At 62.7% G+C, this 15,106-nt stretch carries 11 protein-coding genes; 8 read left to right on the top strand and 3 right to left on the bottom strand.

Annotated features, from left to right (window positions below; all coding sequences use genetic code 11):
- Nucleotides 1-1,210: 1,210 nt before the first annotated feature.
- Nucleotides 1,211-1,381 carry a hypothetical protein gene (locus tag ACWCO2_RS35625; RefSeq protein WP_450132209.1) on the bottom strand — a complete coding sequence of 57 codons (171 nt, stop codon included), beginning with the start codon at nucleotides 1,379-1,381 and terminating at the stop codon, nucleotides 1,211-1,213.
- A gap of 108 nt (nucleotides 1,382-1,489) precedes the next feature.
- On the opposite strand from ACWCO2_RS35625, the gene ACWCO2_RS35620 reads away from it, so the two are divergent.
- The 7 genes from ACWCO2_RS35620 to ACWCO2_RS35590 all read left to right on the top strand — a co-directional run bounded on the left by ACWCO2_RS35620 (nucleotide 1,490) and on the right by ACWCO2_RS35590 (nucleotide 13,229).
- Nucleotides 1,490-2,149 carry a hypothetical protein gene (locus ACWCO2_RS35620; protein ID WP_450132208.1) on the top strand — a complete coding sequence of 220 codons (660 nt, stop codon included), beginning with the start codon at nucleotides 1,490-1,492 and terminating at the stop codon, nucleotides 2,147-2,149.
- Between the two features lie 1,979 nt (nucleotides 2,150-4,128).
- Entirely contained in the window at nucleotides 4,129-6,351 is a 2,223-nt protein-coding gene (locus ACWCO2_RS35615) for an ATP-binding protein (protein ID WP_450132207.1), read from the top strand.
- Between the two features lie 56 nt (nucleotides 6,352-6,407).
- Complete coding sequence (gene cas3 / locus ACWCO2_RS35610; RefSeq protein ID WP_450132206.1) at nucleotides 6,408-9,332, top strand: CRISPR-associated helicase Cas3'; 2,925 nt, start codon at nucleotides 6,408-6,410, stop codon at nucleotides 9,330-9,332.
- A 202-nt stretch (nucleotides 9,333-9,534) separates the two neighbouring features.
- Nucleotides 9,535-10,221 (top strand): type I-C CRISPR-associated protein Cas5c, encoded by a 687-nt coding sequence (gene cas5c / locus ACWCO2_RS35605; RefSeq protein ID WP_450132205.1) that lies wholly within the window; start codon nucleotides 9,535-9,537, stop codon nucleotides 10,219-10,221.
- Entirely contained in the window at nucleotides 10,208-12,028 is a 1,821-nt protein-coding gene (locus ACWCO2_RS35600) for a type I-C CRISPR-associated protein Cas8c/Csd1 (protein ID WP_450132204.1), read from the top strand. Before cas5c ends, ACWCO2_RS35600 begins: the two co-directional genes overlap by 14 nt.
- A 20-nt stretch (nucleotides 12,029-12,048) precedes the next feature.
- Nucleotides 12,049-12,966: a type I-C CRISPR-associated protein Cas7/Csd2 gene (cas7c, locus tag ACWCO2_RS35595; RefSeq protein ID WP_450132203.1), complete on the top strand. Its 918-nt coding sequence runs from the start codon at nucleotides 12,049-12,051 to the stop codon at nucleotides 12,964-12,966.
- A 74-nt stretch (nucleotides 12,967-13,040) separates the two neighbouring features.
- Nucleotides 13,041-13,229, top strand: coding sequence for a hypothetical protein (locus tag ACWCO2_RS35590; RefSeq protein WP_450132202.1), 189 nt, complete (start codon nucleotides 13,041-13,043; stop codon nucleotides 13,227-13,229).
- A 568-nt stretch (nucleotides 13,230-13,797) separates the two neighbouring features.
- On the opposite strand, the gene ACWCO2_RS35585 is transcribed toward ACWCO2_RS35590, so the two are convergent.
- Nucleotides 13,798-14,205: a hypothetical protein gene (locus tag ACWCO2_RS35585; RefSeq protein ID WP_450132211.1), complete on the bottom strand. Its 408-nt coding sequence runs from the start codon at nucleotides 14,203-14,205 to the stop codon at nucleotides 13,798-13,800.
- On the opposite strand from ACWCO2_RS35585, the gene ACWCO2_RS35580 reads away from it, so the two are divergent.
- Nucleotides 14,113-14,385 (top strand): HEAT repeat domain-containing protein, encoded by a 273-nt coding sequence (locus ACWCO2_RS35580; RefSeq protein ID WP_450132210.1) that lies wholly within the window; start codon nucleotides 14,113-14,115, stop codon nucleotides 14,383-14,385. The two genes, ACWCO2_RS35585 and ACWCO2_RS35580, sit on opposite strands and share 93 nt — an antisense overlap.
- Here ACWCO2_RS35580 and ACWCO2_RS35575 read toward each other — a convergent pair.
- Nucleotides 14,336-15,106 (bottom strand): IS3 family transposase (locus tag ACWCO2_RS35575; protein ID WP_450132201.1); only part of this gene is annotated, 771 nt, incomplete at its 5' end. The two genes, ACWCO2_RS35580 and ACWCO2_RS35575, sit on opposite strands and share 50 nt — an antisense overlap.

The following is a 15,106-nucleotide window of genomic DNA, read 5'->3' as shown; positions in this document are numbered from 1 at the left end:
AACGTCGGTATCCACGCCGGCTGGTCAACCCCGATCACCTGCACCAGCCCATGATCCACTACCCGACCAGACCCACGATTACGGGACAACCTTTAGCCCTGGTGGACTGGCGCCACCGGCCGTGGTAAAGCATCTGCACTGTGAAGTGCAGGTTGCGATCCTCGCCAGCCCCTCTGACCGGATAGACCGGAGAAGGCAGCGAAGAACGCCCATCTCAGATTGTCGTTTCTGGTGATCCTGCACGGGTGAGTAGGTGTGAGCGGCAGACTGTACGGGGTGGCAGAGAGATATGAGATCCACAACCACTCCATTGGTGCGGCTGGGACCAACGGTCACTCACCCCCCCCAGCGCCACATCATGATCCACTGATCTACTGAGCCCGTCCCGCTTCGGAACCTGAAGCGTCCAACGACACGCCACGACATCCCGAACCGTCTCCCGGGCACGTCGGCTACAAATCGATTAAGATCAACACGCAAACCCAGGAAACAGCCTGCTCATGCAGGGTGGCGCCAGCCCTCCGGGGCTGGCGAGGATCGCAACTCCAGGGGGTTAGTTGTTGTGGAACGCGTCGGCGGGTGGCGCCAGCCCTCCGGGGCTGGCGAGGATCGCAACCACATCTCGCACGCCAGGTTGGTGACGGCCTGGATGTGGCGCCGGCCCTTCGGGGCTGGCGAGGATCGCAACCGTACGTGGGCAGCGACCCAGAACTGGCGCTCTGACGGGTGGCGCCAGCCCTCCGGGGCTGGCGAGGATCGCAATTCGGCGAGCCAGCGCACCGGCCGCGCCGCCACCGCGTGGCGCCAGCCCTTCGGAAGGCTGGTGAGGATCGCAACCAGATGGCCATCGCGTACCCACGTACGCGTTGCCATGTGCGGGCCGAGGTTGGATACTGGGCTGATGTGCGCTGTCCCTGCACCGTGAGGACGTTGGGCGACGGTGGGTGGCGATCTCCGCCTAGCAAGGGAGGTTTCGGTGGCGGTTGGAACGGAACGCCGCGCCGGGGCCGTTCAGTGGGCGTGTATTTGGTGTGAGTTCGTGCCTCCGGTGCGACTCGTACAGGTTGCACACGGGTTCGGACGCTGTTCGTCGGGCCGCGGGACGAGCTCGCGGGCGCTGTCAAAGCCTCTGGTTATCGAGGCGAGAGTCCCCCTGGTGATGGAACGCCGTGCAAAGCGCCAGGCACGGTGAGCGGATCCTGTCACTGGATTACTCGGTCTGGATCGGTTGGTTCGGCAGCCATTCGGCATGGGCCTCGTCGTGGATCGCGGCCCGCTGTCCTTCTTTGGATTTATGGGTGTTGCCGGGGCGGTGGTGTCGAGTGACGGCGTCTCGTGAGGCCGTGATTCGGACGGTGACCGTGATCATCGGAATGGTCATTGCTCTGACGTTCCTTTTTGGATTTGGCAACGTCCTGAGGCTCGCGTTGCGGCTCGGGGTGCCGATGTACGTGGCACCGTTGGTAGCTCCGGCAGTTGTGACCTGTCCGTGCTCGGCCTGCTGACGGGGACTCGATACCTCGCCCCGCAGGGTGCGTCGCCGCAGCAGCTGCGTCTTGCGCGGCGGTTGCTGCTGTTCGCGTCGTTGGTGACCTTGGCGTTGAACGTGGCCGAACCACTTTGCAATGGCCAGTTGGGCAAAGCGGCCTTCGACGCGGTGGGTCCCCTGCTTCTGAGCGGCTGGGCGGAGGTAGGGCCGGGGCTGCTGCAGGCAGTAGCTGTGGCAGGGCCGCTGTCCAACGGCGAAGAGGTGTCACCCGCAGGAACGGCTGCTGATGCAGGCAGCACCATCTCGGCCGTGTTCTGCACGGCGCGGGACAAGGTCCTGGGACAGAAGGGCGCTTGTGACGATGAAGCCGAGCCATTTCAGGAGGAAGGCCCAACGGAGCGCACGCCAAGAAACAACATCCCTGGTCATGGGGACGGTACTGATGCTTCAGCCTGCGGCCCTCAAGACAGGGCTGGTCCTGATCCGTTGTTCGGACGAGCCTGCGCACTGGATTCTGAACACTGGGCTAACCATCACCGGCCGGTATCAGCTGAGACGCTTCGGCAGCACCTGGGTATCGGTTCGGCGAGGGCTCGTGCTCTCACACGACATGTCCGGCGGCGGCACAAGTTCGTCGAGACCGCGTCCGTCGAACAGTGAGTAGGAGTCCCGCCTTTCGAATGAAGAAAGGTGCCTTCTTCACGCGATCGCAACGTCCTATTGGTGAGCTCATTTGGGCGTTATCGCGGGCCGTGGTGGCTTCGACCCCGTGCGCAAATGTACGTGCACGGGGTCCTGATCGGGCAGGAACAGGTGTCGAGCATCGTGTTGGCGGTGTTTCGCATGATGTTGGTGATCCAGAGGTCGTTGATGGGCTGGCTCCGGGATAGCGCCGAAGGTCCGCACCTCGATGAAGGGCGGCTACTCGGAGGCACGAGTGCGGCCGATTCACTCAATTGCCCAGCCGTCGGGCCCTCGGTGAAGGGTGGCCCGGACCCGTGTGCGGGCCTGGAAGGTTTGAGGCGACTGGTGCGCCCGCCGCGGTCCTCGAGGAAAGGCCGGTTCCAAGGAGGGAATCGCAAGCTGCTGCTCAGCCACGAGGTCGGGCTGCAGATGGTGCGGCCTCGATGAAGGGCGATCCCAGAAGGAACCGCAAGAGGTGGCCTGTAGGAGAACATCACGTTCTGTCAAATCCACCTGCGAGATGGGTGCTTGGCATGGCTTCGTTACGACGTCATGGTTGCGATCCTTGCCAGCCCCGGAGGGCTGGCGCCACCGCGTGGCGGTGGCCAGGGCTACCAACGAGAAGAGGGTTGCGATCCTCGCCAGCCCCGGAGGGCTGGTGGCGCCACCGGGCAGTTCGCACGCGATCCAGCCGCGGGCTTAGGTGTTGCGATCCTCGCCAACGCCGGAGGGCTGACGCCACTCGTCGGCACTGGACACGGTGCGCCGCAGGTCCCGGTTGCGATCCTCGCCAGCCCCGGAGGACTGGCGCCACCCCTCGTCAAAGACGAAGAACAGGAGCAATTTCGTGTTGTGATCCTCACCAGCTCCCGAGGGCTGGCGCCACAGCTGGTCGTGTTGGCATCAACCTCGCGGTCGGTGAGATTGCGATCCTCGCCAGCCCTGGAGGGCTGGCTCCACCGACCACAACGGCACCCAGGTGTTCCAGTCCCGGCTGTTGCGATCCTCGCCAACCCTGGAGGGCTGGCGCCACATCAAGCTGTGTGTGCGCCCAGGCATTGTCGAGATAGTTTCGATCCTCGCCAGCCGTGGCGGGCTGGCGCCGCGATCCGGAACCCGGCGTTGTCGCGGGCACCGTGAGCACGTTGCGATCCTCGCTAGCCCTGGCGGGCTGGCGCCACTTGCCCTCGGACTGCAGGTTGCCCAGGTCGTCGAGCATGTTGCGATCCTCGCCGACCCCGGAGAGCTGGCGCCACTTCTTGTTCTACCTGTTGTAACAGGTGGGCTGAATGAGTTGCGATCCTCGCCAGCCCCGGAGAGCTGGCGCCACTCGATGTCAATGTCCTCACGCGACGGCGAGCCGGGGTTGCGATCCTCGCCAGCCCCGGAGGGCTGGCGCCACGATCCGGAACCCGGCGTTGTCGCGGGCGCCGTCGGGGTTGCGATCCTCGCTAGCCCTGGCGGGCTGGCGCCACTGGCATGAAACTGCAGCAGCGACTCCACATCGAAGAAGTAGTTGCGATTCGCGCCAGTCTTGGCGGGCTGGTGCCACTGCTGTCGCGCGGCGGTGGCCGTTGCGATCCTCGCTAGCCCTGGCTGGCGCACCTTGTTTGACCAGGGGTTACTCGACGCTCTTGCGTTGATCTTAATGGGGGTTTGTAATTGACCTTCCCGTGGGGCCGCGTGGCAGGTGCTGTTGGATGCTCAGGGTTCCGAAGACGCTTTCATGCCGTTGAGCGTCAGGGCCGGCCTGGGTAATGTGCTCAGCGTCCCTGGCTGCCACGTTCCCGTGGAGGCTCCCGATGCGGGCTCACATCGTCAACAGCTACTTTCGGTTGAATTTGTTGCGTAGCTGGTTGTGATGATGGTTTGGGTTCTTCGTTAAGCGGTGTCCAGGGTCAACCTCATGTGGTGTCATGGACGGTGGTTGATCATGTTCGACGGCCGGGGGAGACATGCGTGGAGCGACGGACAATCCGGTAGGTGGTGGGGTAGCGCGGAACGAGCTGTCAGGCTCGGCCGGCACTGTGGTTCAGGCGGGAACCATCGTCGGGGGCGTGCACTTTCAGATGTCTCAGAGCTTGCCGGTTCCGCAACAGTTGCCACCCGCGCCGGGCGGGTTCGTGGAGCGGGGCGAGCAGCTCACAAAGTTGGGTGCTGGGTTTCGCGAGCAGCCAGGAGCATCGCAGTCAGGGCCGCTGATCACGTTGCTGTGCGGAACTGCGGGCGTCGGAAAGACAGCACTTGCGGTTCATTGGGCTCATCAGGTGAGTGCGGACTTCCCCGACGGCCAGCTGTACGTCGACTTGCGCGGCTATGGACCCAACCAGCCGTTGGATCCAGGCGAGGTCTTGGCCAGCTTCTTGAGAGCCCTTGGGACGCCGACAACCGAGGTGCCGGACGATCTGGCTGAACGGGCAGCGCTCTACAGGAGTCTTCTTGCCGGACGGCGAGTTCTCGTCGTGTTAGACAACGCGTGCGCCGAGAACCAAGTACGGCCCTTGCTTCCGGGCTCCTCGTCTTGCCGTGTGTTGGTCACGAGTCGTCGGGTGCTATCGAGTCTGGTCGTTGGGGAGGGCGCTGAGGTAGTCAGTGTTGACCTCCTAAATTATCCTACTGCGCTTGAGCTTCTTCGTACCCTGATCGGTTCGCGTGTTGACGAGGAACCAGCTGCTGCTGACTCCCTGATCCGGTCTTGCGCACGACTGCCGCTGGCATTACGAGTGGCGGGACAAGCAGCGTGTCTCCGGCCTTCGATGTCATTGGCTGACCTCGCGGATGATTTGACGGACCGGGACACGCAGCTGGATGTCCTGGGGGAAGACGACCCGTCAACGTCCGCGCGGACAGTGTTCTCGTGGTCCTACGAGCAGCTTCCTCGTGACGCTGCGCGAGCGTTTCGAGCCCTGGGCGTTTACCCCGGGCACGACTTCGATGCTTATGCGTTAGCAGCACTGCTGGACATCACGCCGCGGGCCGCAGGACGTGCGATTGATGCCCTGGTCAGAGCGCACCTGGTGCTTGATCCGAGGAGTGGTCGGTTCGACGTGCACGACCTCTTGCGGGCGTATGCAGAGGAAGTCGCGGAGCAGCGTGACAGCGCCGCCGACCGCAGCTCGGCGGTGCGCAGGTTGTTCGACTACTACTTGCACACCGCTGACAAGGCAGATCGGGTCATCACACCGCATCGCTACCGGATTCCACTTGACGGAGATGCGCGTCCATCGCAGGCAATGGACGACCATGACAGTGCCCTGGCGTGGCTGGATACCGAGCGCCCCAACACGACGGCGATCTTCCGCGTGACGGACTCCGCCCTGGACTCGAGTCTGTGGCAGCTGGCGTACACGCTGCGCGGCTACTACTTCCTTAGCAAGCAGTGGAAGGACTGGACGCAGACCCATGAGTTGACTCTTGAAGCCACGCAAAGGGCTGGCAATCGGTACGCCGAGGCGCAGACCCGCAACAACCTCGGACTGGCGCTGCTGGAGCAGGGACAATGGGATGCTGCGGCCGAGCAGTACGACAAGGCGCGAGAGCTCTTTGAAGCCGTGGACGACATCCACGGTGTCAGCAACGCCCTAGCCAACCGAGCAACGGTGCTGCATTACCGCGGTGATCACGAGGCGGCGTTGCATGAGAATGAGCGTGCGCTGGTCTGCTACGAGAAGACCGGATCCAGGCGAAACGCTGCGATCACCTTGCGGAGCATGGCCCTTATCGAAGTCGACCTGAAGCGCTTCGCCGCTGCCACAACGCGGCTGGAGCGGGCACTGGACCTGTTCGGCGAGCTCGGTCTGCAGCTGGACGCGGCGATGGCGCTCAACTGTCTTGGCGAGGCACACCAGCAGGCCGGCAACCAGGGAGAGGCCGAACAAGCGCACGAGCAGGCAGTGTCACTCAGCAACGAGTGTGGCAGTCGCTTCGAGTACGCCCGCGCGCATCACGGCCTGGGTCGCATCGCCGCTGGCTGTGGACGAATCTCGGAGGCAGAGTCGCATTGGGAAGAAGCGTTAGCGCATTACACCGCTTTGGGGGCGCCGGAGACTCGCCAGCTCAACGACGACAGGGCAACGCTGCAGAAGACAGCAGTCCCACAGCAACGTAGCGAGGCATGCCCTGGGGCGGACGAAAACAAGTGTCACCCGCCAGTACGATCAAGGACCGCCTACTGCTGAACAGTTGGCCTTCGTCGGACCTTGGCAGAGGTACGTGTTCCTGGGGGATGTGAATCATGCCAGCAGATGACCACGGCGAATCACATGCTGTCGCCGAAGGCAAGTCCGTGCGCGTGTTCGTGACCTACACCCATGATTCGAAGCATCACAAGCAGCTGGTCAGGCGATTCGCGGAGTTCCTACGCAGCAAGGGCGTCGATGCCAATCTGGACCAATGGGATTGCGACGTTCGCAGGGACTGGTACGCATGGATGATTGACCAGGTCAACAGTGCAGATTACGTGGCCGTCATCGCCTCGCCTGAGTACAAGCGGGTCGGCGACGGTGGACCACCGGCTGTCGATCGCCGTGGTGCTCACTCAGAAGCGGCGTTGCTGAGAGAGCTCCTGCACAGCCGACGTGACACGTGGATACTAAAACTTCTCCCTGTGGTCTTACCTGGGCGCTCCGTTGATGAGATTCCCCTGTTCCTCCAGCCTGAAACCGCTGACCACTACTTGGTTGACGGGTTCACGACGAAGGGGGCGGAAGCACTCCTCCGAACGCTCCTTGAGGTTCCCGTTCACATCCGGACGGAGTTGGGGTCGTCAGCTTCGACCATTGCCGAGCTGAAAGGCAGCCCGCCCGACTCCGATCCAGCGACGCAACCTGTGGAAGAGCTGCTCTCCGCAGAATCGTCGACTGGCGTAGAAACGCCTGGAGCTGGGGGCAGCGGGCCCTCCCCGGACTTCCCGGACCCCGTTGCGGCGCACAGCCGGAACGAAGCAGGGCATTGGCACACTCTCGCGGACCATGCCCGCTCGACGGGCGAGCTGGCGGCTGGGTTCGCTGAGTCATGGGGTGCCTCGCAGTTGGCTCGGGCGCTTGGACTTTTTCACGATGCAGGCAAGGCGTCCGCGCAGTGGCAGCGTCGGCTTCGGGAAGTCGAGGGCACCGGACGCCCTGTCGGCCGGCATGAGGACTTGGGCGCGCGGCTCTTGAAGAAGACTGCTGGACCTGCCGCGATGGCAGTGTTGGGACATCACAGCGGTCTGGACAGCGTCAAGGCATTGAAGAAAGTCCTGCGTCCTTCCGGAAAGCCGGACGAGGAGGCGACAGTCGAGCGCTTCTTCGCTGAGGTTCCAGAGGCGCACGATGTAATGGCGGGCGGATCGTTGGTCCCGTCGGCCTGGTCAGAGGATCCGCTGTTGTTCGAGATGGGATTGCGGATGACCTTCTCGGCGCTGGTGGATGCCGATCGCTTGGATACGGCGGCTCATAGTGCTGGTAAGAAGCCAGTGGGTGAATCCCTCGTGGATATGGCTGCGCTGGTCAGGCGGTTCGAGCGCGGTCGTGCAGACCTGTTGAAGCAACGCGACCCGTCGCCGATGGACGCGGTGCGACAGGAGGTCTATGAGGCTGCAGTTGCCGGCTCGCAGCAGTCTCCCGGTCTGTATCGGCTCGCGGCACCAGCGGGTTCGGGTAAGACACTGGCGCAGGGTGGCTTCGCGTTGCATCACGCGGAAAGGTGGGGAAAGCGTCGCGTCGTGGTGGCGATGCCGCTCGTCACGGTCACCGAGCAGAATGCTCAGGTGTACCGGGATCTCCTTGACGGAGAGGAACCGGTTGTTCTGGAACACCACTCCCAGGTCAAGGTGGATGAGTCGGAGGGCACCGACCATGAGGAGTGGGCGCGGCTGGCGGCTGAGAACTGGGATGCGCCGTTTGTACTGACCACGACGGTGCAGTTGTTCGAGACGCTGCTCGGTCGAAGCCCGTCGCAGGTGCGGAAACTGCACCGGTTGGCCAACTCTGTACTTGTGCTCGATGAGGTTCAAGCACTGCCGCCCCGGATGCTGCTGCCGATCCTTGATGCTCTGCGGCTGCTGGTGAAACACTTCGGAACCACCGTCCTGCTGACCTCCGCCACACAACCAACCTTCGAGGACCTGTCCGTCTGGCGAGACCTGAACTTGCAGCCGAGGGAGCTGATTAAGGACGTCGCTGGTCTTTTCGAACGTGCTCGGCGTGTGGTTTACGAATGGCGGCTAGATCCTCGACCGACGCTGGCCGAAGTCGCCGCGGAGGTCGCTGAACTGGATCAGTGCCTGGTCATCGTCAATAGCACCAAGGACGCACGGCGTCTGTATCGGGCATTGAGTGAAAAGCGCGAGAACGTGTGGCACTTGTCGAGCCGGATGTATCCGCAGCACCGTGCTCGAGTGCTTGACGAAGTTACCTCCCGGCTGAAAGCAGGTCAGCCGGTCACACTCGTAGCGACGCAGCTCGTAGAGGCAGGTGTGGACATCAGCTTCCCGGTCGTGTGGCGGGCGATCGCGCCAGCAGACTCCTTGCAGCAGTCGGCTGGCCGCGCAGGACGGCACGGCGGACCAGGCTCGGGTCGCGTCGTCGTATTCGACCCGGCCGATGGACACGCGCCGCCCGAGTACAAGGTCAGAGTGGCGATCACCCGGTCGTACTTCGGGCCGGGGTTGGCCAACCCTGACAATGCGACAGCGCTCGATTCCTACTACAAGGAGCTGTACAGCACTCTCGGGCTGGACCGCACGAATGTCCGCAACGCACGCGGTCTCAACGCCGGGCAAACCATCCAGCAGAACCGCAAGAAACTGGACTTCCGAGCTGTTGTCGAAGGACCCGCGACGGACGTTGGTCACCACGCTGGCAAGCCGGATCGGACCAAGGCATTCCGGATGATTGAGCAGAACACGGTGCCAGTCGTCATCGTCGATGCCAACGACAGCGCCGCCGAAGATGTACGCGGCAAGCTAAAACAGCTCGAAGAGCGCGAAGCCTATCCAACCGAGGTCATGCGTGGATTGCAGGGATGGATCGTCACGCTGCCGGTCTGGACGGTGAAAGCGGAGTCCACGCGGGAGCGTCTGGAGCGGCTCGGTGGTGACCTCCATTTGTGGTTGGGGCCGTACGACGCCGCGGTCGGTATCGACGATGATCCAGTCGTCACCGATACGACGGGATAACAGCGGGGGAGCCGGGGTACTGGGGCTTGGCCGAGGCTGTTCGATCGCGGCCAGGTCATTCACGGCACGGAGGTCACTGGTGGTGCGTGGACTGTGTTCTGACTGGCCGGGAACCGGCCTTCTGTTTGAGCCTTGTGGTTCTTTCGGGTGAAGGTTGCCAAAAAGGTCACGGTGTCGGCGACCAGGCAAGATCATCCACTTGATGCAAACAACAACTCGTGCGGGATCTCGTTGGAAAGAACCGAAACCGGTCGTGGTTGAGGTCTGGGGCGACGGAGCACTGTTCACGAATCCCGCCTTGAAGACGGAGCGGGTGACCTACCCGGTGATGACTCCGTCGGCGGCAGTCGGCGTGCTGGAGTCGATCTTCTGGAAACCGGAGATTTCCTGGCGGATCGAGTACATCGAAGTCCTCAAGCCCATCCAGCAGTTCACCTTGCGTCGCAACGAGACAACGGACCTAGTGTCCCTCAGCGATGCGGCCAGTGGGCAGCGACGCGTCGACACCGTCGAGAACAGGGTTCAGCGCAACGCTGTGTGCCTGCGCGATGTGCGCTACCGCATCCACGCTCAGGTTGAGTTGAAATCGAGGGCGACCAAACCTGCAGCGGCTTACCGCGACCAGTTCCGACGGCGAGTGGAATCTGGACGCTGCTTCGCCCAGCCGTACCTGGGGACCCGCGAGTTCACCGCCTACTTCAGTACTCCCACCGACCATGCACCGTTGCCGTTCTCGTCGTACCTGGGCTGGATGTTGCACACCGTGGACCATGCCACCAGCCCGCCTTCGTTCACCTGGTTCGAGGCAGAGCTGCGCAACGGAGTCCTGCACGTGCCAGCGGCCGGCGTACTAGCGCAGGGTGAGGAATACGCCGATGCTTCTCAATAAGCTCGCCGAGTACGCTCACGAGCACAGCGATACCAGCCGCCCCTTTCACGCCACATACGAATTCCATTGGCAGCTGAACATCGGAACCAGTGGCGGAGGGATCTCTGAGGTCAACCTGATCCCGCTGGCAGATGAGTCCGGTAATGGACGCGGTATCCCTCACGAGGTACCTGCAATCGTCCGCACGTCAGGTCCAGAACCCTTCCTGGTTGCGGATGATGTTCAGTACGTCCTTGGATGGGACGACGAGAACGAGGTGAGCAAGCGGGTACGCGACTGCCACAAGGCTTTCGTCGAGATCGTCCTGCAGTGGAGCGGCAGCGCTGAAGGTGCAGATGACGACGTTGCCCAGGTTGTCGCGGAGTTCTACCGTTCTGGCGGGCCGAGCAAGCTGGACAAGCCCGAAGATGTCACGGCAAAGCAACGCGTCCTCATCGCAGTAAACGGACAGCCCGCCTACGATGCGCCATCAGTCGTGCCGTACTGGATTTCGGAAGTCGTTCGCCGCAAAGGAACTGGCAAGAGTGGGCGTTGCCTGGTTTGCGGAAAGACTGCGCCGTTGTTGAAGACCATGCCAACCTTCATCCCGGCGAAACTGGTTCCAGGCGCCGATTCCAGAGGCGCAGCACTGGTGAGCATCAACGAGCCAGTCTTCGGCTACGACCTCGCAGAACAACTCGTTCACACCCCTATCTGCGTCCACTGCTGCAACGACGTTCCCCTGGGGTTGATCTCGATCCTCGACAGCGGTCATGTCCTCACACATTCCGGGCAGGACAGCCGGTCGGCATGGTGGTTGGTCAACCCAGGTATAGAACCCTCTGTCGAGTACCTGGATGAGCCGGATGCCGACGTCGTCGTCGAGCGACTTCGCAGCGTGTGGAAAGCCGATGAATCAGACATCGAAGACCATCTCGACGATGATGACCTGGGTTTGTTCTGCTCGATCTCAGTCGGCGGGAACCGTTCTCGCGTCATGGTCCAAGATTGGATCGAGATGCCGCTGGCCCGACTTGAACGCAACATCCGAAAATGGTTCCGCGATCAGGAAATCAAGCCCCAAAAGCCGGGAGACAGACGCATCCACGGCATCACAGCCTTTGCCGAAGCACTCGGCCGCTGGGATCCACAAAAGCAGCGCTACGCGCCCTTTGAGGCCCGCAACGCCGATCGGCCACGCGATGTGTCTCGTGCGCTGCAACGCAGCGCCTTCCGAAAGGTTCCTCTCGCTCCTGCCCTACGGGCACACCTCGTCCGTCGCATCTGCCGCGATGGGCACGTCGACGATTGTCGAGCAGCCCTGATCCGGCTCGCCCTCAACCGAAACACATCTCGCGAGGAGGCCACTCCCTTGCCCCCAGGACTCGACCCCACCTACCAGGAACCGGCTTACCTCGCCGGCCGCCTGTTCGCCGTCCTCACTCAACTCCAGCTGGCCGCCAACACAGACCTCAACAAGAAAGGCAGCGCCAACGGGGAACGCCTCCGGCTGAACACCACCTACGCAGACAGGTTCTTCGCCGGAGCAGCGCGCAACCCTCGCGCTGCCTTGGTTGCGGGACGCCTGGATGCCAAAGCGTGGTTCAGCAAGCTCCGCCGCGGTGGACACCACGGCATGGCCGTTCACTTCGAGAACCAACTCACCGCCATCTACCACCTGCTCGAGGCCACAAGCGGCGTTCCGGCAACCAACAACCTGCGCCAGCAGGAGCAGTTCATCCTCGGCTACCACCACCAAAAAGCCGAGCGCTCCAACAAGAACTCCCAGGACGAGCCTGGCGAACCGACTGACACCCAGCCTGCCTGACCAAGAAGGTGACACCTGGCATGACCGCTCAGACCACGCCCCATCTCGACCCCGCCGTGAGACACGACATCGTGTTCCTGTTCGACGTCACTGACGGCAATCCCAACGGCGATCCCGATGCCGGAAACCGACCCCGCACGGATGATGAAACCGGCCACGGACTCGTCACAGACGTCGCAATCAAACGCAAGATCCGAGACACCCTTCCCCTTGCCGCTGGCAGCGATGCGGAGCGCTACGGAATTTTCGTCGAAGCTGGTCACGCGTTGAACACACGATTGGAAGAGGCATACCAAGCCCACGGCTGGCAGCTCGAAGAAACCGGCAGCAAGAGACGACGCACGATCAACGCGGAGCAAGCCGAACAAGCACGCGCATGGCTATGCCACCGCTACGCCGACATCCGACTCTTCGGAGCTGTCCTCTCCTCGGGCAAAACGAATGCCCTTGGCCAGATTCGGGGACCACTCCAAGTCACCATGGCGCGAAGTGTCGACCCGGTCTTCCCCATGGACCACGCCATCACCCGCGTGACCCAAACCCGCCAGGAAGACATCGACAAAGGCGAAAGCACCGAGATGGGAAGCAAGTGGACCGTCCCATATGGACTCTACCGCGCCGAACTGTCGTACTCCGCAGTGCGTGGCACGAAAACCGGGGTCGATGCCCGAGACTTTGAACTACTGTACCGAACCCTCGAGATGATGTTCGACCACGACCGCACCGCCACCCGCGGCACCATGACTGCCCGAGGACTGTACGTCTTCAGCCACAACAGCGCCTTCGGCAGCGCGCCAGCCCACAAACTCACCGAACGCGTTGCTATCACCCGTGCTACGAGTGCTACAGAACCCCCGCGAGGATTTGCCGATTACACCGTGACTCTCAACGACGACGCTCTTCACAACGGCGTGACCGTCACCAAACTCATCGCCTGATCCTCGAGGAATCACATCTGCGTCAACGTAGAGGCCGCTGACGCTGTACTCGTAGCGTCACGTCAGCTTCGCGAGTGAGCGAGGATCGCACCGTCAACAAGGATCACGTGAGCCGGCGGGGCAAGCTGGCCATAACGCCAGCGTTCCCAGGGACTGGCGAGGATCGCAACAACCAGGTGCCGGACCGGATGCGCACCGAGCACGGGCTGGTGCGCCGGCCCTTCGGGGCTGGCGAGGATCGCAACATCGACTTACGCGGATGATCGAACCATTCATGGATCGTGGCGCCAGCCCTCCGGGGCTGGCGAGGATCGCAATCCCAGCATGTCCACCTGGAGCCCCACGTACAACCCCGTGGCGTCAGCCCGTCGTGGCTGGCGAGGATCGTAACCAGATTGCCATCACGTACCCACGTACGCGTTCGGTTCCAGAGATAGTCGTGCCGCCAGCGGGTGATCGGCCGACCGTTGGCGTATCGCAGTAGCGGCGCGTCGAGTTCGAAGCCGACCGGTGCGTGGCGTGTGCCTCGAGATGAGTCATTAGCGTGGGGGAGACCGGCTGCCACCGGACTGTCTCGCCCTTCTCGTGGAGACGAACCAGGCAGTTCTTGCGGTCGAGGTCTCTTGGGCGAATGGCGAGTCCGTCACCGCGGCATGCTGTCTCGGTGTGGAGTCGCAGCAGCGTCGAATCCAGGACAGGGGCATTTCCTATCGTGGCAGCGATGTGAATGATCGTTGGGATGCGCGCTTACCGTCATCTCGGCCGTTGATTGGCTTCACCAGCAGCGCACTCCACCCTGCGCTTGGCCATGCACGCACCACATGGCTGCTGTCACTCCTGCGCTAGTTCGGTACCGAACTCTGGCCGGACATCACTGGATTCATCGAGCGTACCTTTGATGTCGCCGATGTCCACGGCTTGCTGGATGCAGCAGACCTGAACGAAAGCGACGAAGCGACCTTCTTCGCACGGTACTTCTACCTGGTCTTCTCCGACACCACCAGCAACGCCCTGGAAGCGTTCCTGAGCCATCCGAACTGGCGCGTCCGGACGGCACTCGCCGAAGTAATCCGCGATGAGCACGCCCCGGCGGGAGCGCCGGGAACGGACATCCTGGAGCAGTTGGTCCGCGATGCTGACTACAAGGTGCGTGCCGCCGTGGAGCTGGCCGCGACTCGCGCACCCCATTCGCTTGCTGAGCGTCACCTCACCACGCTTCTCAACGATGAGAACTGGCACGTTCGCGAATGTGCGCTTCGCAGCCTCGATCCTCTCGGGCCGGGCCACCCTCGGCAAGAACTGGTGCATACGGCCCTCGCGGTGATCAAGGGTCTGCCCAGGGTTTGGTTGTCACTTGGGTTTGAGTGGTTCAGGCCGCGTGTGCGGTGGTGTAGATGGTCTCAAACTCGACCGGGGTGAGTTTGCCCAGGCGTCGTTGTCGACGTTTGCGGTGGTATTTCGTCTCGATCCAGGACACGATCGCCAGCCGGAGTTCCTCGCGGGTGTGCCACCGCCTGGTGTCGAGAACGTTCTTTTGCAGCAAGGAAAAGAACGATTCCATCGCGGCATTGTCCCCACACGCCCCGACCCTGCCCATGGATCCGGCCAGCTGGTGGCGGCGCAACAGTCGCCGGAACTTCTTCGACCGGAACTGGCTGCCCCTGTCGGAATGAACGATCACTTCGCGCGGGTCGCGGAGCGCGATAGCGTTGCGCAATGCCGCGACTGCGAGTGAGGACTTCATGCGATCGGAGATCGAGTAGCCCACGATGCGGTTGGAGTAGCAGTCCTTGACCGCACACAGATACAACTTTCCTTCGCTGGTGGGGTGTTCGGTGATGTCGGTCAACCACGTGACATTCGGGGCGGTGGCGGTGAATTTCCGGCCCACGAGGTCGTCGTGCACCGGCGGACCCGACTTGCGGAACCGGGCCTTTTTCTTGGCATGCACCGAGAAGATGCGTTGCATCGAACAGATCCGCCAGACCCGGTTCTCCGACGCGACGAACCCGCGGGTCGTGAGTTCGTCGGCGATGAACCGATATCCCTCGGTGGGGTCGTCGGCGTGGACCTCGAGCGCGGCGTTGATCAAATGTGCGTCGTCGAAGTCCCGTTGCGAGACCGGCTCATCGCACCACTG

Source organism: Saccharopolyspora sp. NPDC002376 (assembly GCF_053593195.1).
The sequence above is the reverse complement of the archived record's forward strand: the minus strand, read 5'-3'. Positions and strand labels throughout refer to the sequence as shown.